The following is a 19,647-nucleotide window of genomic DNA, read 5'->3' as shown; positions in this document are numbered from 1 at the left end:
GGCAGACATGACGAAGGGGCCGCCTCGTGCGGCCCTTTCCGGTTTCAGGCCCGTGCGGCGGGCGAGCCGGTGTAGAGCTGCGTGCTCTCGGCCTGCGTCAGGATCTGGTAGCGTTCGAACTGGGCCAGGACGTCGGACAGAAGATCGGCCTTGGTGAAACCGGTCACGTCGTAGCCGCGACTGCCGTCGGAAAAGATCGTCCGGGCCGCCCAGATCATCCGCCGTCCGTCCAACGAGGTGCGCGTGTCGGCCGCCGAGAAGACCATCGCCGGCTGCGCCACCGGCTCGACCCCGTAGACGAAGTCCCGCGCGCTCTCGGCCGGAACGGTCAGGACCACCGGGCCATCGCCCTCCCCGTCGAGCCGCGCATCGAGCCCGCGCCGCACGAGTTCGTCGCGCACGTCCGACAGGGCGGGTCGGGCGGTGCTGTCGATGAAGCGGCGCACGTCTCGCTTGTTTGGCTCGTGCAGGATCGCGCCGAGCCGCGCCTGCCAGCTCGCCCCGCGCACGAGAACCGCCGGCTGGGCCTGCCGGTGCTCCATCGCCCGCGCGACGTCGGCCTGCATGCCGCGCAGAAGGCCGAAAGCCAGAAGCAGGAGAATGACGGCGAAGGGCAGCGCGGCGATCAGTGTCATCGTCTGCAGACCGACAAGCCCACCGGCGAGCAGAAGCAGCGCCGCGACCGTCCCTTGCACGACGCACCAGTAGATGCGCTGCCAGACGGGCGTGTCGTCACGGCCGCCCGAAGCGAGGGCATCGACGACGAGCGAGCCGGAATCGGCCGAGGTGACGAAGAAGATACCGACGAGGATGACAGCCAGCGTCGATGTGATGCCGCTCAGCGGCAGGTACTCGAAAAACTGGAACAGGGCGACCGGCAGGTTCTCCTGCACCTCGCGCGCAAGGGCACCCGCCGCCGGGCCGAGGTCGAGGGAAATGGCCGAGTTGCCGAAGACGGTCATCCAGAAGAACGTGAAGGTCGAGGGCACGAACAGGACGCCGAGAACGAACTCGCGCACCGTGCGCCCGCGCGAGATGCGCGCGATGAACATGCCGACGAACGGCGACCAGGAGATCCACCAGGCCCAGTAGAACAGCGTCCAGTCGCTGATCCAGGCGCGCGGCTCGTAGGCGTAGAGCGTGAACGTGCGCGGCAAGAGATCGTCGAGATAGGCCCCGATGTTCTGGACGAAGGCCTTGAAGATGAAGGTCGTCGGCCCGACCACGAGCACGAAGAGCATCAGGACGATGGCGACGACGAGGTTGCCCTCCGACAGGCGCCTCACCCCGGTGTCGAGGCCGGAGACGACCGACACCGTCGCTGCGCCCATCACCACGGCAATCAGCAGGATCTGCACCCAGACCGTGTTGGGCACGCCGAGGAGATGGTTGAGGCCGGCGTTCATCTGAAGGACGCCAAGGCCGAGCGAGGTCGCGATGCCGAACACCGTGCCGCAGATAGCGAAGACGTCTACCGCATGGCCGACGGGGCCGTCGATGCGCTCGCGGATCAGCGGATAGAAGCCGGAGCGGATCGTCAGCGGCAGGTTGTAGCGGAACGAGAAATAGGCGAGCGACAGGCCTACGACGGCATAGATTGCCCAGGCATGAAGCCCCCAGTGGAAGAAGGTGAACTCCATCGCCTGGCGCGCGGCCTCGAGGGTGCGCGGCTCCGCCTCGGGCGGCACGGAATAGTGCAGGACAGGCTCGGCGACCGCATAGAACATGAGGCCGATGCCCATGCCGGCGGCAAACAGCATCGCCAGCCATGACGCATAGGGGTAGTCCGGCTCGGCATCGTCCGGCCCGAGCTTCAGCCGGCCGAAGCGGCTCAGCGCAAAGAACAGGACCGAGAACAGGAGAATGCCGACCGTCAGGAGGTAGAACCAGCCGAACGTGTCGAGCACGAAAGCCTGAGCCGCGCCGAAGAGACGCTCCGCGTCGCGTGGGAAGAGGACGCCGACGAGCACCAGCGCCGCGATGATCGCGCTGGCGGGAAAGAACACGGGCGGACGGATCTTGGATGTCATGACAGGCTGGAACTCGGTACACAAAGAAACGGCGGATGGCTGCGGATGCAGCGCCGAACGCGCGTCCGACTTTCCCGCCTAAGATTCAGCTAGGGCATAACCCGCGCGAACCCAGCGATTGTGGCCGCTCTTCGACGCGTCCGCCGAGATTGTCGTGCATCCGGCAGCCAATCGCGTCGATTGGTCTTCCCGGCGTTGACGATCAGTCGCGTTTCGCGAGCCTATGCCGCGCTCGCGCGCTGCGTCAGAAGTTCGCTCACGGATTTCCTCAACGCACCCACGGAGCCAGCCTCATGAATTCCGCCGCCCTTCTCGCCGGACGCGTCCTCCTCTCGATCCTCTTCATCGTGTCCGGCTTCGGCAAGCTGACGGGCGCAGCCGGCTTTGCCGGTTATCTCGCCAGCCTCGGTGTGCCCGGCGGCATCGCCATGGCCTATCTCGTCGGCGCGGTGGAGTTCTTCGGCGGCCTTGCGATCCTCGTCGGCTTTCAGACCCGCATCGTCGCCTATGTGCTCGCCGTCTTCACGGTCGGCACGATCCTGACCGCCCACATGGGCGACGCCACGCAGGCGATGAAGAACCTGTCGATCGTCGGCGGCTTCCTGGTGCTCGGCGCGGTCGGCGCCGGCGCCTACTCGGTGGACGCACGCCGCGGCACCCCGACGCTCGCCCGCGTCTGATCGCCCGACGTCATCGGCCGTTCGTGAGCGGCCGCCCTTAGGGGCGGCCGTTTTGCGTGGGTCAGAACCGCGCGATGAGCGCGTCCAGCGCGGCCGCACGGCCCGCATCCCCTTCAGAGCGATGGGCGAGCGCCAGGCAGGCCTCGGAGCGCAGGATCACGCCGTCCTTCAGGACGCGCAGCCGGTTGGCGGTCAGCGTCGATCCAGTGGAGGTGATGTCCACGATGATGTCGGCCGAACCCGCTGCGGGCGCCCCTTCGGTGGCGCCGAGGCTCTCGACGATCCGGTAGCTCTGGATGCCGTGGCTCCTCGTGAAGAACCCTTGCGTCAGCCGCCAGTATTTGGTCGCGATGCGAAGGCGCCGGCCGTGGCGCTGGCGGAACGAGGCGGCGACGTCGCCGAGATCTTCCATCGTCTCGACGTCGATCCAGCTGTCGGGTACGGCCACCACCACGTCGGCATGGCCGAAGCCGAGCCGTGAGACGATGCGCCCGCGCCGGTCGAAGTCGGGCATCGTCTCGCGCAGGAGGTCCTCGCCGGTGACGCCGAGGTCGATCGCCCCGTCGCGCAGTTCGCGCGCGATCTCGGACGCCGAGAGAAGCAGGACCTCCAGCCCCTCGGCGCCCTCGACGCGGGTGCGGTAGGAGCGCGCGTCATCGCTCGGGTGGACCGTGATGCCGGCTTCACCGAGCGCCGCGACGCACTGATCCTTGAGGCGGCCCTTGGACGGAATGGCAAGCGTCAGGGTCATGGCCGGCCCTCCCCCCCGGCGGCCATGGCGGCCGCGATCCGGTCGAGATCGAGCGCGAAGCCGACCGCCGGGATCGGCGTCGGCGCGCCGAGATAGGAGACGAGCCGGTCGTAGCGCCCGCCGCCGACAAGCGGTTCGGCGCCGGGCGCAGCGGCGATCTCGAAGACGAGGCCGGTGTAGTAGTCGAGCGTGCGCCCGAAGGCGGCGCGATAGCGGATGGGGCCGAGATCGACACCGGCCGCCCCCAGCGACGCGGCGCGGTCGCGGAAGAGATCCAGCGCCGGTCCGAACTCGACGCCCGACTGCGCCTCCATCGCCTCCAGCCGTGCGGGCGCTTCGCCCAGCGGGCAGTCCAGCGCGAGAAACGCCCGCAGCCGGTCGAGATAGGTCGAGCGCAGCCGCGTGTTGGCGAGCGCCATCTTCTCGACCAGCCGCTCGGCAATCTCCTCAGGGGTGCGCCCGCGGTTCGGCGGCAGGCCGCCCGCGTCCATCAGGGTCCGCACGTGTTCGGCCAGCGCCACCGTGTCGCCGCCGCGCAGAAGCGCGCGCACCGCCGGATCGAGATCGAGCGGGTCGCTGTCCGCCTCGCGCGACAGGGCGGCGAGCGCGGCCTCCAGAAGATCGTCGCGGCCGAAGCAACGCACGAGCCTGCGCTGCCAGCCGGCCGGCAGGTCGAGCGCGGTCAGGAACGCCTCGAACAGTGCCTGATCGCCGACGGTGACGGCGGCCGGCTCCGGCAGCCCGCAGGCGCGCAAGGCGGCCAGCGCTTCAGCCAGCGCCTGCGAGTCGGCGGCCGCGCGGTTCTCTTCGCCGAGATTCTCGATGCCCGCCTGACGGAACTCGGCCGGCTCGCCCCGGCGCTGGCGGAACACCGGTCCGTTGTAGGCATACCGCCGAGGCAGGCCGGCGGCCCCCTCGATATGGGCCAGGCAGACGGGGATCGTGAAGTCCGGGCGCAGGCACAAGGTCTCGCCCCCCTCGCCGCGCGTCAGGAAGATGCGCCGGCGCAGGTCCTCGCCGGCCGTGTCGAGATAGGGCTCGGCACGCTGCAGGAGCGGCGTCTCCACCGTCACAGCGCCGAGATCGGCGAACAGCGCGGCGAGCGCGGCGTCGAAGGGCGCCGGGCTGCCGCCCGGCCGCGCGGCGCCCGATCCGGTCAGAAGGCTCATCGCGTCAGGCCGCCCCGCCGGCGCGCCCGAGGATCGCCCGGACGGCGGCCACCAGATCGGCCTCGTCGACGAGTTCCTGGCCGGCGCGCATCTCGCGCCATTCGGCGTTGTCCTCGACGCCGGCCGAGAGCTCCTTGCCGAGCGCGAGGTCCTTGACCTGCACCTTGCCGGCCGCCTTCTCGTCGCCGCCCTGGATGACGACGACGGGCGCGCCGCGCCGGTCGGCATATTGCAGCTGCTTGCCGAACTGCTTCGGATTGCCCTGGAAGACCTCGACCGGCACGACGGGCTGGCCCGGGCCGTTCAGCGCGGCGCGCAGCTGCGTGGCCATCGCCTGGTAGTCGGCCATCCGGTCGCGGTCCATCACGGTGACGACCACCGGGCCGGTGCGCCGCTCGCCTTCGAGGCGCCCGAGGTTCTTCAGCGCGGTCTGGAGGCGCGAGACGCCAATCGAGAAGCCGGTCGCCGGCACCGGCGTCGCCAGGAAGCGCGAGACGAGGCCATCGTAGCGCCCGCCGCCGCCGACCGAGCCGAACTGCACCTTCTGGCCCTTCTCGTTGACGACGTCGAAGAGGAGCTCGGCCTCGAAGACGGGACCGGTGTAGTATTCGAGGCCGCGCACGACGGACGGGTCGATCCTGACGCGATCGGCCTCGTAGCCGGCGGTGCGCGCGAAGCTCTCGATTTGAGAGAGTTCGTCGAGACCGCCATCGACGCCCGCATGGCCGCCGAAGGCCTGGCGCACGCCCGACAGCCCGTCCGCGTCGAAGATCCTGAGGACGCGCGCGATCGTCTCGCCATTGAGCTCTGCGCCCTTGGTGAAGTCGCCCTTGCCGCCGCTCTCGTCGAGACGACCAGCCCCGAGCAGAAGCCTCACCCCATCGGCGCCGAACTTGTCGAACTTGTCGAGCGCGCGCAGCACCGTCAGCCGCCGCCCCTGGTCGCCCTCGAGGCCGATCGCGTCGAGAATGCCGTCCAGCACCTTCCGGTTGTTGACCCGGATCACGTACTGGCCCCGCGCGATGCCCAGCGCTTCCATCGTGTCGGCCATCATCATCGCCATCTCGGCGTCGGCCGAGACGTTCGGCGCGCCCACGATGTCGGCGTCGAACTGCATGAACTGGCGGAAGCGGCCCGGACCCGGCTTCTCGTTGCGGAAGACATAGCCCGCCCGGTAGGAGCGGTAGGGCTTCGGCAGGTCCTCGAAGTTCTCGGCGACGTGGCGCGCCAGCGGCGCGGTCAGGTCGTAGCGCAGGCTCAGCCACTCCTCGTCGTCGTCCTGCAGAGAGAAGACGCCCTCGTTCGGGCGGTCCGAGTCAGGCAGGAACTTGCCGAGCGCGTCGGTGTACTCGAAGAAGGGCGTCTCGACCGGCTCGAACCCGTAGGTCTCGTAGACGTGGCGGATGGTGGCGAGCATCCGGTCCTGCGCGTAGAGGTCGCTCGCGCTGCGATCCACGAAGCCGCGCGGCTGGCGCGCCTTGACGCGGGAGGGCTTCTTCGGGGCCATGGGTCGTTCCAGACGTGACGGGGCGGAGCCCATCGGGGGCCCCGCGAGACGATGTGCGAATTGCACGCCTCCTAGCCCATCCCCGCCCCGAGCGGCAAGGTTTGCAGGACTTATGCGGGCCGCACGAACGCCGCCCGCGCCTGCTCGCACTCGTCCCTGATGCAGCATCCTTCCAGATGATCGTTCACGAAGCCCATGGACTGCATGAAGGCATAGGCCGTGGTCGGGCCGAAGAAGGTGAAGCCTTTCGCCTTCAGCGCCTTGGCGAGCCGTTGGGAGGCGGGCGTCTGCGGGTTGGCGCGCGCCCAGTCGAGCGTGACATGGCCGGGCCGCTCCTCCGCCGGGGGCTCGAAGCGCCAGAGGAAGGCGGCGAGCGAGGCGCCGGTCTCGTCCCGCAGACGCCGCGCCGCCCTCGCGTTGTTGATGGCGGACGCGATCTTGCCGCGATGGCGCACCACGCCGGGGTCGGCGAGGATGCGCTCGACGTCGGCCTCGCCCATCTCGGCCACCGCCTCGATTGCGAAGCCCGCGAACTGGCGGCGAAAGGCCTCGCGCTTGCGCAGGATGGTGATCCAGGACAGGCCCGACTGGAACCCTTCGAGGCAGATCTTCTCGTAGAGCTGGTCGTCGTCCGCGCTCGGCCGGCCCCATTCGCGGTCGTGATAGGCGACGTAGTCCGCCCCCTCGCCCGCCCAGGCGCAGCGCGCCGCGCCGTCGGCGCCGATCCGGAGGCCCTCCGCCGTCGTCTCCATCCCGCGCTCCCTCGTCTCCATTCGTGATGCGGCACATTTGCCGTGGACTGTCGCCGGTCCCGGCTTGCGCGTCGCCCTCCCCGCCCGCCAACTGGCGGCAGGCCGGCAGCATGGGCATGTGAGCGCGATGGTTTGGGGCAAGCGAGGCAGAAGGGCAATGGCAGGTCGCCTCGGCGGCGCCGTGCTCGTCGCCGTTATCCTGTCCGCCGGCCCGGCGGCGGCCCAGCGCCTGCCGCCCGACGCCGCGCTGATCGACGGGTTCGAGCGGGTGGTGTTCGGAGCGGAGATCACCGGGTCCTTCAGCGATTCGAGCTATCTCAAGCGCTTTGCCGGCCCGGTGCGCTACCGGATCGACAACACCGCGGCGACCGATCGCCGCGCGGCCGTGCGCGCCTTCATGCGCCAAATTCGCCGGCAGATCGGCGGGCTTGAGACCCTGGAAGCCAGACCCGGCGAGGACGCGAACTTCGTCGTCCACGTCGTCGACCGCCGCGACTACCAGCGCGTCGGCCGCGAGGTCTATCGCAGCCCGTTCATGCGCGTGCCCGGCAACTGCGTGGTGCGCGCCTCCTACGGGCGCGCCGGCATCACGCGCTCGGACGCGATCATCGTGTCGAACGAGGGCGACGCGCTGTTCCGCCGATGCCTGATCGAGGAGGTGCTGCAGGGGCTCGGGCCCCTCAACGACAATGCCGACGCCCCCGACAGCGTCTTCAACGACACCTCGAAGCTGACGAACTTCGGCCCCTACGACCGGGTGCTGATGAACATGCTCTACGACCCCCGGCTGAAGCCCGGCATGAGCCAGGCCGAGGCCGCGCCGCTCCTGCCGGCCGTCCTGCGGGACGCGCGCCGCCGCGCGCGCGGCTGAGGCACCGGAGGCTTTACCGCCCGTTCACCCTGCCCGGCGGAAGCGCGGGACAGCGCACCTCCGGGGCTCCGCGATTCACCTTTCGCTGGCGATTGGCCCGGCATCCTCGACCCAAGGTTTCCGCGCGCCTCCCCGAGGGTCGCTGCGCCGTTTGAACGAGGTTCCCGGATGCGCCTGCTCCTCGCGTTCTCAGCCCTGTCGCTGATCGGCTCCCTGACGCTTGCGGCCGAAGCCCGCGACCGCCGCCCGCTCGCCGTGCCGCCCAGCGTCGCCGAGCCCTGGGTGCGCCAGCTCTCGCCGGGCTCGGGCGTCGTGCCGGGCTATGCCCGCCGCCATCTCGCGCCCCCGATCGCGCCGGGCACCGTGGTCTTCGAGGGCAACATCCCGGTCGGCGTGATCCCCGAGGGCGGCGGTCCGATGCAGCCGCTGGGCGCCTATCGCGAAGGCCGCGCGCCGGTCGTCTTCGGGGAACCCGCCCGTCGCACCGCGCCCGTGTTCGGGAGCGCGCGCCGCGCCAGTGCGCCCGTCTACGCCTCGGCGTTCGCGGCCCCGCGCACGGCCGCCCGGCGCGAAGTCGCACCGCGGGGCATGGACCCGGCCTTCCTGCCGCAGCGCGTCGACTATGCCGGCGGCTACGCGCCCGGCACGATCGTCGTCGATACGCGCTCGCACTACCTCTACCATGTCGAGACCGGCGGTCGGGCGATGCGCTACGGCGTCGGCGTCGGCAAGGAGGGCTTCGGCTGGTCCGGCAGCCATAAGGTCACCCGCAAGGCCGAATGGCCCGGCTGGACGCCGCCGGCCGAGATGATCGCCCGCGAACGCGCCAAGGGCCGCATCCTGCCGGCCCACATGCCGGGCGGCGAGGCGAACCCGCTCGGCGCGCGCGCGCTCTATCTCGGCTCGACGCTCTACCGCATCCACGGCACCAACCAGCCCTGGACGATCGGCCAGTCGGTGTCGTCCGGCTGCATCCGCATGCGCAACGAGGACGTCATCGACCTCTTCGATCGCGTCGACGTCGGCACCCGCGTCGTCGTGCTCTGACTGCAACAGAGAGTTGCAAATCCGCGACCGGGGACTCGGCATGGGCGGTGACGCGCTCCACCATTGTCCGTGACCCTTATCGAACCCGTCCTCCGCTCTCCTGCCAAGGGAACCCGCCCATGAAGACGACGCCTCTCCTCCTCGCCCTCATGGTGGGCCTCGCGCCCTTCGCGGCCCCGTCCGCCGCCAGCGCGCAGGCGCAGGTGCGGGTCTACGATCACGCCAGCGGCCAGTGGATCTCGGGCGACCGCGCCCGCATCCGCACCGAGACCGTGCAGCGCAAGACGCAGATGATGAAGAAGCCGGACGCGCGCTTCGCCCGCCAGTCGGTGCGCATCGCGACGAAGGAAAAGCCCGGCACGATCGTGATCGATACCGACCGGAAGTTCCTCTACTTCGTCGAGGGCAACGGCATGGCGACGCGCTATGGCGTGGGCGTCGGCAAGGAGGGCTTCTCCTGGGGCGGCACCATGTCGATCGGCCGCAAGGCCGAATGGCCGGGCTGGACGCCGCCGGCCGCCATGCGCGTGCGCGAGAAGGCCAAGGGCCGCATCCTGCCGGCCTACATGCCGGGCGGCCCGGAAAACCCGCTCGGCGCGCGCGCCATGTATCTCTATCGCGGCGGCGGCGACTCGATGTTTCGCATCCACGGCACCAACCAACCCTGGACGATCGGCCTCAACATGTCGTCGGGCTGCATCCGCATGATGAACGACGACGTCGCCCATCTCTACGAGCGGGCCAAGCGCGGTACCAAGGTCGTCGTCATCGGCCCGGGCCAGCCGAACCGCCTCGTGCAGGAGACCGGCACCGTGCGCCCGGCCGGCCGGAAGCCCGGCCTGTTCGCCGGCGTCTTCGGCTGATCGCCACCCGGCAAGACATATCGAACGGCCCGCCTCTGCGCGGGTCGTTTGCCGTTTCTACTCTGCCGCGACCGCAAGCGGACGGGGTGTGAACGATTCGAGCGCGGCAGGCTTCTCGCCGCCGAACGCCCAGTCGAGAAGCTCGACCGTGTGGACGATCGGGATCGCGGTGGCCGAGCCGATCTGCGTCATGCAGCCGATGTTGCCGGTCGCGATGATGTCGGGGCGGATGCGTTCGATATTGGCGACCTTCCGGTCGCGAAGCCTGGCCGAAATCTCCGGCTGCAGGATGTTGTAGGTCCCGGCCGAACCGCAGCACAGATGTCCCTCCGGCACGTCGCGCACCGTGAAGCCGGCCTGCGCCAGCAGCACCTTCGGCGCTTGACCGATCTTCTGCCCGTGCTGCATCGAGCAGGCGGAATGATAGGCGACGACGGCGTCCACCGGCCGCTCGGGCAGGGGCAGGTCGAGCGTCTCCAAATACTCCGTCACGTCCTTCGCCAGCGCCGAGACGCGCGCGGCCTTCTCGGCATAGGCCGGATCGAGCCGCAGCATATGGCCGTAGTCCTTGATCGTCGTGCCGCAACCCGACGCCGTGATCACGATGGCCTCGAGCCCCCGCCCCTCGATCTCGGCGGTCCAGGCGTCGACGAGGCGCCGCGCGAAGCCGAGCGCCTCGTCCTCGCGCCCCATGTGGTGGACGAGCGCCCCGCAGCATCCCTCGCCCGGCGGCGAGACGACCTCGATGCCGAGCCGCCCCAGGAGCCGGACGGTTGCCGCGTTGATGCCGGGATCGAGCACCGACTGGGCACAGCCGGCGAGGATCGCGACGCGCCGCCCTGCGGACGCAGGCGCGAGGGGCCGCACCGGCGCGGCCGGCAGGTGCGTCGGCGCTAGCCGCAGCATCGCCGCCAGGGGCTTCAGCGGCTTGATCCCGTCGAGCACGCCCGCGAACGGCCGTCCGAGCCGCGCGGCCCGGAGCGCGAAGCGGAAGCGGCGGGGATAGGGCAGGACCTTGGCGAGTAACCACCGGATCAGACGGTCGGGGACCGGGCGCCGGTAGGTCCGCTCGATATGCACCCGGGCATGGTCCACGAGATGCATGTAGTTCACGCCGGACGGGCAGGTCGTCATGCAGGCGAGGCAGGACAGGCAGCGATCGATGTGGGTGACGGTCTTCTCATCCGCCGGCCGGTTGTTCTCCAGCATCTCCTTGACGAGGTAGATGCGCCCGCGCGGGGAATCGAGCTCGTTGCCGAGCGTGACATAGGTAGGACAGGTTGCCGTGCAGAAGCCGCAATGCACGCACTTGCGCACGATCCCTTCCGTATGGGCCGTGTCCGGATCGCGCAGGGCTTCGGGGGTGAAGGCGGTTTGCATGGTGACCCCTGTCAGGCCTTGAACGGTTTGACGGGCGGCTCGGGCAGACTGCCGTCCAGTCCCAGAAGCGCGTAACGTCTCATCTCCAGCTCTGGAATGCGCTCTGCAATGGCGTCGGCCTTTGCGAGCGATGCCTTCCGATCCAACTCCGGGACGATCAGCACTGAAATCTCGACCTGTTTCAGCGGGCGCTGAAAAGGCATGTTGCGATCCTGAGTTATCAGGATCGAGAAGCCACTGCTGACCGCAGCATCCAGCATCTGCTTGTCGGAAAGGCCTTGCCAGGCATCTGGAAAGGCGGTTGTGTCAAAGCCGCGCGCGATGAGAAGACCTGCGAGACTCCGCGGAATGCCCTCGTCGAGAACGATCCGCATCAAGCCGCTTTAAGGCGAAGCGAACGCACCGCGAGGCGCACGGCCGCTTCGGCGCGGTCTCGACCGATCGAGGGGAAGTCGTCGAGGATTTCATCTAGGGTAGAGCCACCGAGAAGGCTCTCGAACAGCACATCGACCGGTATCCGCGTCCCCTTGAAGACAAGCGCACCGCTCATGACTTCGCGGTTCTCTTCGAACAGGTCTTCTTCTGTCACGCCGGTCTCCATCGATTGCTCGGCCACGTTAGCCCATCCGCCCCGGATTGAGGATGCCCTTCGGGTCGAACTGATCCTTCAGCCGCTGCGATAGGGCCGCGAGGGGGCCGGGCTGGGGCTGGAATACCGGCACCGCCGCCCGGTCGGAGAGGCTGGCGCGTACGAGGGTCGCGTGGCCGCCGCCGTGGCGGGCAAGCTCGGTGCGGACCGTCTCGGCTTGCGGTCCGCCGTCGAGGCGCAGCCAGACGAGGCCGCCCTGCCAGTCGTAGAAGGCGTCGGCGGCGAGCCGCATCCGCAGCGCCATGACGAAGCCCGGCGCCCGCGTCGGCGTCATCGAGATGCGCCAGACCGGTCGCTCGGTGCCGTCGGCAAACGGCATGACGTCGCGCACGTCGCGCCAGAAGGCGGCCGACGCCTCGCCCTCGAGCCGCTCGAGCGGCCCGACGCGCTGGAGACCCGCGCCGAGGTGCGCGGCGCGCGCCTCGACCGACGGGCCGAACCCGTCGAGCCGGATCGCGGTGGCCGCCTCGCGCCCGAGCACGCCCTCGCCGACGCGAGCGGGAATGCCGTAGGGCAGGTGCGCGGCGCCGGACGCCTCCGCCGAGGAGCCCATTGCGGCGGCCATCGCGCCGGCCGCCGCCTCGTCGTCGAGCCCGCGCACCACCAGTGTCGTCTCGGCGGGGGGCTTTGGCATCACCTTGATCGTGAGGTCGGTAAGGACGGCGAGCGTGCCGAAGGAGCCGGTCATCCCCTTGGACAGGTCGTAGCCCGTCACGTTCTTGACGACGCGCCCGCCCGCCTTGAAGGCCTCGGCCCGGCCCGAGACGGCGGACAGGCCGAGGATGTGGTCGCGCGCAGCGCCCTGTTTCAGACGGCGCGAGCCGGACAGGTTGCAGGCGATCGCGCCGCCAAGAGTGCCGAGGCCGCGGGGAAGGCCGTGCAGCGGGCCGTAGTCCATCGGCTCGAAGTCGAGGCGCTGCCCCTTCGCCTCGACCAGCGCCTCGACCTCGGCGATCGGCGTGCCGGCGCGGGCCGACAGGACGAGCTCTTCCGGCTCGTAGAAATGGAGGCCCGCGAGGTTCTGCAGGGACAGGGTGCGGGCGGCCTGGACCGGACGCCCGAGCCCGGCCTTCGAGCCCGAGCCCTCGACGGCGAGCGGCGTCTCGTCGGCGAGCGCCGCCGCCACGATCTCGAGGACCTCTTCCGGCGAGCGCGGACGGAGCGTGTCGCCAGCCGGAGACGCGAGGGATGCAGAGGACATCAGAACCGGGGAAGCTCGGGAAAGGGCAGTTGCCCCTTGTGGACATGGAGCCGGCCGAGTTCGGCACAGCGGTGCAGAACGGGGAACATTTTGCCGGGATTGAGGAGGTGCCGCGGGTCGAAGGCGCACTTCACCCGCTGCTGATGCTTGAGATCGTCCTCGCCGAACATCTCGGGCATCAGGTCGCGCTTCTCGATGCCGACGCCGTGCTCGCCCGTCAGAACGCCGCCGACCTCGACGCACAGGCGCAGGATGTCGGCTCCGAAATCCTCGGCGCGCTGCAGTTCGTCGTCCTTCGAGGCATCGTAGAGGATCAGGGGATGGAGATTGCCGTCGCCGGCATGGAAGACGTTGGCCACCGCCAGCCGATGCTTCTGCGACAGGGCCCGCATGCCGGCCAGCACCCGCGGCAGCTCCTTGCGCGGGATCGTGCCGTCCATGCAGAGATAGTCCGGCGAGATGCGCCCGACCGCGGGGAACGCGGCCTTGCGGCCCGCCCAGAAGGTCATGCGCTCGGCATCCGACTGCGAGACGCGAGCGGTGGTGGCGCCGTTCTCGCGCGCGATGCCCTCGACCTCGCTTAGGAGGTGGTCGACCTCGGCGCCCGGCCCGTCGAGCTCGACGATCAGGAGCGCCTCGACGTCGAGCGGATAGCCGGCATGGACGAAGTCCTCGGCCGCGCGGATCGCGGGCGCGTCCATCATCTCCATGCCGCCGGGAATGATGCCGCGCGCGATGATCGCGGCGACGCAGGTGCCCGCCTGTTCCGAGGTCGGGAAGCCGATCAGGACGGCGCGCGCCGTCTCGGGCTTCTGCAGGATGCGCACGGTGACCTCGGTCACGACGCCGAGCAACCCTTCCGAGCCTGTGAGGAGGCCGAGGAGGTCGTAGCCTTCCGAGTCGAGATGCTTGCCGCCGAGGCGGATCACCTCGCCCTCGATGGTGACGAACTCGACGCCGAGAAGGTTGTTGGCCGTGAGGCCGTATTTCAGGCAGTGCACCCCGCCCGAGTTCTCCGCGACGTTGCCGCCGATCGAGCAGGCGATCTGCGAGGACGGGTCGGGCGCGTAGTAGAAGCCGGCATGCTCGACCTCCCTAGTGATGCCGAGATTGGTGACGCCCGGCTGCACCACGGCGCAGCGGTTGTCGAAGTCGACCTCGAGGATGCGGTTGAAGCGCGAGAGGACGAGAAGCACCCCGTCTTCCAGTGGCAGCGAGCCGCCGGACAGCGACGTGCCCGCCCCACGCGGCACGACGGGCACCTCGTTCTCGTGGCAGTAGCGCAAGACGGCCGCCACTTGGCTCACCGTTTCGGGCAGCACCACGACGAGCGGCATCTGGCGATAGGCGGTCAGGGCATCGGTCTCGAAGACGCGCATCTCGACGCCAGCGTCGACCACGCCCTCGCCCGGCACGATGGCGCGCATGGCGGCCACGATCGCGGCCCGCCGCGCCATGATCTTCGCGTTCGGCTTTGGCATCGCGATGGTCATCGGCGCCTCCCGTCGGTATGCTTCTTGTCGGTCTTGAACGCAGATTAGAGCAATTCCGAGCCGCCACGAAACCCGGACGCCGCAATTTGTGGAGCAATGCGCGGGGATCGGCGGCCGAGGAGGACGTCATGGCGCGGATCGAGCGGGCCGGCACGGTGATCGAGGTCACGGTCGGCGACATCACGGACTGCAGGGTCGACGCGATCGTCAACGCGGCCAACCCGAGCCTTCTGGGCGGCGGGGGTGTCGACGGGGCGATCCATCGCGCGGCCGGCCCAAAACTTCTGGAGGAATGCCGCACGATCGGCGGCTGCCCGCCGGGCGAGGCCCGGATCACCTTCGGCTACCATCTGCCCGCGGCACGCGTGATCCATACGGTCGGCCCGGTCTGGCATGGCGGAACGCAAGGCGAGGACGAGGTGCTGGCGAGCGCGTACCGCTCGTCCTTTGTCCTGGCGCGCGAGAACGGCCTCCGCTCGATCGCGTTTCCGGCGATCTCCACCGGCGTCTACGGCTTCCCGAAATGCCGGGCCGCCCACATCGCGGTGCACGAGGCGCTGGTGGCGGCCGCGACCGGCCATTTCCGGCGCATCGCCCTCGTCTGCTTTTCCGAGGGCGACGCCGCGACCTACGGCCGAGCGCTGGAGGTGGCCGCGAACTGATCCACAGGCCGCCGCATGGCCGGACGACGCTCGGCGACGAACCGATCCCACCGGTCCGCGAGCGGGCCAAGACCGAACCAGACGACAAGGGTCAGGGCGAAAGACGCATAGGCATCCACGGCGTAGTGCCAGCCGAGATGGATCGATCCGAGGAACACGAGACCAAAATGCAGGGCGAAGGCGAGGCGCACCCACGGCGCGAGCCTGGCGGTGGCGAGAAACATGAGAAGGGCCACGGCGTTGTGGAGGCTCGGCATCGCCGAAATGCCGGCTCCTTGAACTCCCGCGGACTTCATCGCCCAAAGCAGGTCCTGGATATCAAGTGCCATCAGCGGAAGCACGGCATCGGCTTGCCGGAGATAGGCCATCAGCGGCTGATACGGGTCCGGCCCCGCCGCCACGAGGCCGAAATAGCAGGGCCCGGCCGACGAGAAGAGCGTCGCGAGAAGCGTGCCGCCCACCGTCCAGAGCAGCACGAAGCTGACGAGGAAACGGGTGCGGCCGAGCGTTCCCGGTCGCATCGTCTGATGGAAGAAGAACATGCCCCACATCAGCGTGAACCACAGGCTGTAGTTCAGGCTGAGGAGATAGGTGACGACGGGATAGCCGAGGACGGGATGCAGCAGTTCCCAAGGGGCGATGCCGCCATGGAGGGTGCGGTCGAGAGCCTCGAACGTCCCGTCCCACCGGAAGCCGCCGGCAAGCGCCGGGATTTCGGTCTTGGTGTCGCCGAAGACGACCATCATCAGCGAGCCGGCGAGCGCCATGGGCAGCCATCGCTCGATCCAGCCATCTTTCAGCGCGTCGCGCGCCTCTCCCAGCATCTGCCGGATCGGGCTCTTCGGCCGGGTCACGGCAAGGCAGCGGACCGCGCCGAGCGCGATCGCAGTCACGACCGTCATGCCCAGCATGGCGAGGAAAGGCGTGGGAAGCCTGACCACCAGATCGAAGAAGCTCTCGCGCGTCATGGCCAGAGCGCACAGGACGTAGAGAGTGATCAGCGCGATCACGGGCGCTTCGGTCAGGACCCCGAAACGAAGACGCGCAGGATCGAGGACGGTGCTACGCCGTCTGGCAGGAAAAGCGTCGGCGATGACGGACATGGGGCTTCCTCAAGGGCGACCGATCGTTCAGCCGAGCGGAACCATGGAGCCGGCCCCTGAAGAAACCGCTTCTCACCCTGCCTGACGGATGAGACGCGGGGCGCTTCATGCGAGAATGGTGAACACCGCCTTTCGCCTCGCAGGGAAAAACCTCAAAACCCGGAGCGGGACCGCCTCACAGGCGACCCGCCCCAGGGCCTTGCGGCATGGCGCCCCGCCCCCGTCAGTTCTGCACGGCCTGCACCGATCCGCCGTCGACGCGCATGTTCGCGCCGTTCACGAAGGACGCGCGTTCCGAGACGAGGAGCGCGATGACGGCGGCGACCTCCTCGGCCTCGCCGCGCCGCTTCTGGACGATGCCGGGACGCTCCTCCTCGAGGAAGCTCTCGATCGCCTCGTCGAAGGAGACGCCCTTCTCCTCCGCGCGCTTCTTCATCATCTCGTCGGTCATCGGCGTCGCGATGAAGGCGGGCGCGACCGTGTTGACGAGGACGCCGTCGGCCGCGAGCTTGTAGGACAGGCCCTTCATGAAGACGGCGAGCGCCGCCTTGGCCGTGTTGTAGGTCGCCTCCTCCCAGTAGGGCTGGACGACGTTCTCCGACGCGACGCAGACGAAACGCCCCCAGCCGCCCCGCTTCATCACCGGCACGGCAGCCCGCGCCATGCGCACGGCCGACAGGAAATCGGTTCGGTAGGCCTCCTCGTAGTCCGCGTCGGTCATCTCGAGCGGGTCGCCCTTGGCGCCGGTGATGCCGGCGGTGTGGACCACGATGTCGACCGTTCCGAACCGCTCGACTGCCGCTGCGACGAGCGCATCGACCTCAGCCTGGCTCGTGACGTCCGCCTTCACCGCGATCGCCTCGCCGCCGAGCGTGGCGACCTCGCGTTCCAGCGTGTCGGTCTTGACGTCGCTGAGGACGAGCCGCACGCCCTCCTGCGCCAGGAGCCTGGCGGTCGCCCAGCCCATGCCGTCGCTGGCGCCGGTGATGATGGCGACGCGCCCGCCGATCTGAAGATCCATGTCGTGTTCCTCGAGGGGGTTTCCCGCGCGCGCACGGTCGCGCGGGTGGAAATCGGGGGAGCGCTCGCTACAACGAAGGAAGCTTGGCCGGCCCGATGGGGTCACGGCTAACCGTTCGCAGCCCGTTTGGCTCCGCCCGACGCCTCGAGGATTTGGATGCCCGACTACGATTTTTCCGGTCAGCGCCTGTTCCTCGACGCGCCGCTTGCCGCAGGTGACGCCGTGGAGGCGGACGCCGGCCAGACCAACTACCTCCTCAACGTCCTGCGGCTCGACGACGGCGCGGGCGTCCTCGTCTTCAACGGGCGCGACGGGGAATGGCGCGCGCGGCTGAAGCGCGAGGGCAAGAAGCGCCTGTCGCTCGTTCCCGAAAGCCGCGTGCGCGAGCAGACCGAGGCCGCCGATCTTCATTACTGCTTCGCGCCGCTGAAGAGCGCACGCCTCGACTACATGGTCCAGAAGGCGGTGGAGATGGGCGCGGGCGTCCTGCAGCCGGTCCTGACGCAGCACTGCCAGGCGCCGCGCGTCAACGTCGAACGCATGGCGGCAAACGCCGTGGAGGCCGCCGAGCAGTGCGGCATCCTGTCCGTGCCCGAATGCCGCGAGCCCCTGCGCTTCGACCGGTTCCTGGCGGAGCGGGACGCTGCACGGGCGCTGATTTTCTGCGACGAGCGCGCGGACGCGGCGAGCCCGCTCGAAACGCTCGGGGCGCTGAAAGGGCATCCGCTCGCGCTCCTGATCGGCCCGGAAGGCGGGTTCTCGGCGGGCGAGCGCGAGACGCTCCTCGCCCTTCCGAACGTCCATCGCATCTCGCTTGGCCCCCGCATCCTGCGCGCCGATACGGCGGCCGTGGCCGCCCTTGCTGCCATCCAGGCGAGCGCGGGCGACTGGATCGCCACGTGACGCGGCCGCACCGTTCACCGGATGCCCCTTGCCTGCCGCCCGGAAAGCGGACAGACACCGCCCCAACGCGCCGGGGTCCCCAGACCTCGGCGATCCCGACTTCTGGCTGGAGCCCCTGATGGCGCGCGACACCACCGACCTGACCCCGATCCGCTCCGTCGACGAACTGGTCGCCCATATCGCCGAGGGCGAGAAGCCGCGGGAGGACTTCCGCATCGGCACCGAGCACGAGAAGTTCGGCTTCTACACGGCCGACCTGCGGCCCGTGCCCTACGAGGGCGATCGCGGTATCCGCCGCGTCCTCGAGGGCATGGCCGCGCTGTCCGGCTGGGAGCCGATCCTCGACGAGGGTCGCATCATCGGGCTGGCGGGCGCCAGCGGCCAGGGCGCGATCTCGCTGGAGCCGGGCGGGCAGTTCGAACTGTCGGGCGCCCCGCTGGAGACGCTGCACGAGACCTGCGTCGAGACCGGGCGCCATCTCGCCGATGTCAGGGAGATCGCCGATCCGCTCGGCATCCGCTTCCTCGGGATCGGATCGAGCCCGCTCTGGCGGCTCGACGAGACGCCCGTCATGCCGAAGTCGCGCTACGCCATCATGGCACGCTACATGCCCAAGGTCGGCACACGCGGCCTCGACATGATGTTCCGCACGGCGACGATCCAGGTCAACCTCGACTTTGCCTCCGAAGCCGACATGCGCGCCAAGATGCAGGTCGGCATGCGCCTGCAGGCCGTCGCCTCGGCGCTGTTCGCCAATTCGCCCTTTACCGAGGGGCAGCCGAACGGCCTCCTGTCCTGGCGCTCCGACGTCTGGTCCGACGTCGACAACCAGCGGTCCGGCCTCCTGCCCTTCGTGTTCGAGGAGGGCTTTGGCTACCGCGACTATGTCGAATGGGCGCTCGACGTTCCGATGTATTTCGTGATGCGCGAGGGGCGCTATCACGACGCGACCGACATCACCTTCCGCCAGTTCCTCGACGGTGCGCTTGGAGGCCGGGTCGCACGGCCCGAGCCCAACATGGGCGACTGGGCAAACCACCTGTCGACACTGTTTCCGGACGTGCGGCTCAAGCGTTTCATCGAGATGCGCGGCGCCGACGGCGGACCGTGGCACGGCATCTGCGCCCTGCCCGCCTACTGGACCGGCCTTCTCTACGACGAGGGTGCGCTCGACGCCGTGATGGCGCTGACGCGCGACATCGACTTCGACGAGGCTTCGCGTTTGCGGGCCGAGGTGCCGCGCCTCGGCCTCGCGACCCCGTTCCGGGACGGGACCGTCCTCGATCTCGCGCGCGAGACGCTGGAGATCGCCCGGCAGGGCCTTGCCGCGCGCGCGCGTCTCAACGAGGACGGCCACGACGAGACGATCTTCCTCCAGCCGCTCGCCGACATCCTGGCGCGCGGCGAGACGGCGGCCGAGGAGCTTCTTCGCCTTCACCGCGGCCCCTGGGGCGGCCGGATCGATCCCCTGTTTCAGCATCTCGCCTACTGAAACGGCCCGCGCGGGCGGCGAGTTGCTGCCCGACGGCTTGGCAGCGCCGCCGGGCCGCGTCATGCTGTCCCCC

19 protein-coding genes are annotated in these 19,647 nt (G+C 69.5%); 7 read left to right on the top strand and 12 right to left on the bottom strand.

Annotated elements, in window-relative coordinates:
• Nucleotides 1–44 precede the first annotated feature (44 nt).
• Nucleotides 45–2,030, bottom strand: a complete 1,986-nt coding sequence (locus BM175_RS09665) for a BCCT family transporter (protein ID WP_090962468.1) — start codon at nucleotides 2,028–2,030, stop codon at nucleotides 45–47.
• A 293-nt stretch (nucleotides 2,031–2,323) separates the two neighbouring features.
• Between BM175_RS09665 and BM175_RS09660 the strand changes: the two genes are divergently transcribed.
• Nucleotides 2,324–2,710: a DoxX family protein gene (locus tag BM175_RS09660; protein ID WP_055890599.1), complete on the top strand. Its 387-nt coding sequence runs from the start codon at nucleotides 2,324–2,326 to the stop codon at nucleotides 2,708–2,710.
• A 61-nt stretch (nucleotides 2,711–2,771) separates the two neighbouring features.
• Here BM175_RS09660 and hisG read toward each other — a convergent pair whose 3' ends face one another.
• From hisG to BM175_RS09640, 4 genes are all read right to left on the bottom strand, one after another.
• Complete coding sequence (gene hisG / locus BM175_RS09655) at nucleotides 2,772–3,461, bottom strand: ATP phosphoribosyltransferase (RefSeq protein ID WP_090962466.1); 690 nt, start codon at nucleotides 3,459–3,461, stop codon at nucleotides 2,772–2,774.
• Nucleotides 3,458–4,630, bottom strand: coding sequence for an ATP phosphoribosyltransferase regulatory subunit (locus BM175_RS09650; protein WP_090962464.1), 1,173 nt, complete (start codon nucleotides 4,628–4,630; stop codon nucleotides 3,458–3,460). The genes hisG and BM175_RS09650 overlap by 4 nt, the downstream gene beginning before the upstream one ends.
• A gap of 4 nt (nucleotides 4,631–4,634) precedes the next feature.
• The gene (gene hisS, locus BM175_RS09645) at nucleotides 4,635–6,137 is read right to left on the bottom strand and encodes a histidine--tRNA ligase (RefSeq protein WP_090962461.1); all 1,503 of its coding nucleotides are present in this window, start codon (nucleotides 6,135–6,137) and stop codon (nucleotides 4,635–4,637) included.
• A 110-nt stretch (nucleotides 6,138–6,247) separates the two neighbouring features.
• On the bottom strand, nucleotides 6,248–6,889 hold the full coding sequence (locus tag BM175_RS09640; protein ID WP_090962458.1) for a DNA-3-methyladenine glycosylase I: 642 nt from the start codon (nucleotides 6,887–6,889) through the stop codon (nucleotides 6,248–6,250).
• 157 nt (nucleotides 6,890–7,046) lie between these two features.
• On the opposite strand from BM175_RS09640, the gene BM175_RS09635 reads away from it, so the two are divergent.
• From BM175_RS09635 to BM175_RS09625, 3 genes are all read left to right on the top strand, one after another.
• Entirely contained in the window at nucleotides 7,047–7,760 is a 714-nt protein-coding gene (locus BM175_RS09635) for a DUF2927 domain-containing protein (RefSeq protein WP_175526815.1), read from the top strand.
• Between the two features lie 168 nt (nucleotides 7,761–7,928).
• Nucleotides 7,929–8,807 carry a L,D-transpeptidase gene (locus BM175_RS09630; RefSeq protein WP_090962453.1) on the top strand — a complete coding sequence of 293 codons (879 nt, stop codon included), beginning with the start codon at nucleotides 7,929–7,931 and terminating at the stop codon, nucleotides 8,805–8,807.
• Nucleotides 8,808–8,926: 119 nt separating this feature from the next.
• Complete coding sequence (locus tag BM175_RS09625) at nucleotides 8,927–9,670, top strand: L,D-transpeptidase (protein WP_090962451.1); 744 nt, start codon at nucleotides 8,927–8,929, stop codon at nucleotides 9,668–9,670.
• 57 nt (nucleotides 9,671–9,727) lie between these two features.
• On the opposite strand, the gene glcF is transcribed toward BM175_RS09625, so the two are convergent.
• Genes glcF through BM175_RS09600 form a run of 5 tightly spaced genes read right to left on the bottom strand, consistent with a single transcriptional unit; the run spans nucleotide 9,728 to nucleotide 14,393 of the window.
• Nucleotides 9,728–11,050 carry a glycolate oxidase subunit GlcF gene (gene glcF / locus BM175_RS09620; RefSeq protein WP_090962450.1) on the bottom strand — a complete coding sequence of 441 codons (1,323 nt, stop codon included), beginning with the start codon at nucleotides 11,048–11,050 and terminating at the stop codon, nucleotides 9,728–9,730.
• 11 nt (nucleotides 11,051–11,061) lie between these two features.
• A complete protein-coding gene (locus BM175_RS09615) occupies nucleotides 11,062–11,424 on the bottom strand; it encodes a DUF5615 family PIN-like protein (protein WP_090962448.1) in 363 nt (120 codons plus the stop codon).
• The gene (locus BM175_RS09610) at nucleotides 11,424–11,666 is read right to left on the bottom strand and encodes a DUF433 domain-containing protein (RefSeq protein ID WP_244545947.1); all 243 of its coding nucleotides are present in this window, start codon (nucleotides 11,664–11,666) and stop codon (nucleotides 11,424–11,426) included. Before BM175_RS09610 ends, BM175_RS09615 begins: the two co-directional genes overlap by 1 nt.
• A 1-nt stretch (nucleotide 11,667) precedes the next feature.
• Entirely contained in the window at nucleotides 11,668–12,900 is a 1,233-nt protein-coding gene (glcE, locus tag BM175_RS09605; RefSeq protein ID WP_090962447.1) for a glycolate oxidase subunit GlcE, read from the bottom strand.
• Entirely contained in the window at nucleotides 12,900–14,393 is a 1,494-nt protein-coding gene (locus BM175_RS09600) for an FAD-linked oxidase C-terminal domain-containing protein (protein ID WP_090962446.1), read from the bottom strand. Before BM175_RS09600 ends, glcE begins: the two co-directional genes overlap by 1 nt.
• A 128-nt stretch (nucleotides 14,394–14,521) precedes the next feature.
• Between BM175_RS09600 and BM175_RS09595 the strand changes: the two genes are divergently transcribed.
• Nucleotides 14,522–15,055, top strand: a complete 534-nt coding sequence (locus tag BM175_RS09595) for an O-acetyl-ADP-ribose deacetylase (protein WP_210185780.1) — start codon at nucleotides 14,522–14,524, stop codon at nucleotides 15,053–15,055.
• Here BM175_RS09595 and BM175_RS09590 read toward each other — a convergent pair.
• Together BM175_RS09590 and BM175_RS09585 are read right to left on the bottom strand one after the other, a co-directional pair.
• Nucleotides 15,022–16,158, bottom strand: coding sequence for a phosphatase PAP2 family protein (locus tag BM175_RS09590; protein ID WP_090962441.1), 1,137 nt, complete (start codon nucleotides 16,156–16,158; stop codon nucleotides 15,022–15,024). The two genes, BM175_RS09595 and BM175_RS09590, sit on opposite strands and share 34 nt — an antisense overlap.
• A 223-nt stretch (nucleotides 16,159–16,381) precedes the next feature.
• Nucleotides 16,382–17,179 carry an SDR family NAD(P)-dependent oxidoreductase gene (locus tag BM175_RS09585; protein WP_090962439.1) on the bottom strand — a complete coding sequence of 266 codons (798 nt, stop codon included), beginning with the start codon at nucleotides 17,177–17,179 and terminating at the stop codon, nucleotides 16,382–16,384.
• Between the two features lie 156 nt (nucleotides 17,180–17,335).
• On the opposite strand from BM175_RS09585, the gene BM175_RS09580 reads away from it, so the two are divergent.
• Nucleotides 17,336–18,082, top strand: coding sequence for a 16S rRNA (uracil(1498)-N(3))-methyltransferase (locus tag BM175_RS09580; RefSeq protein ID WP_090962437.1), 747 nt, complete (start codon nucleotides 17,336–17,338; stop codon nucleotides 18,080–18,082).
• Nucleotides 18,083–18,200: 118 nt separating this feature from the next.
• Nucleotides 18,201–19,574, top strand: coding sequence for a glutamate--cysteine ligase (locus BM175_RS09575; RefSeq protein ID WP_090962435.1), 1,374 nt, complete (start codon nucleotides 18,201–18,203; stop codon nucleotides 19,572–19,574).
• Nucleotides 19,575–19,647 lie beyond the last annotated feature (73 nt).

Origin of the sequence: Aureimonas phyllosphaerae (assembly GCF_900113065.1) — a bacterium.
Classification (GTDB): Bacteria; Pseudomonadota; Alphaproteobacteria; order Rhizobiales; family Rhizobiaceae; genus Aureimonas; species Aureimonas phyllosphaerae.
Note: the sequence above shows the minus strand (reverse complement) of the source record. Positions and strands in the feature narration are given on the sequence as shown.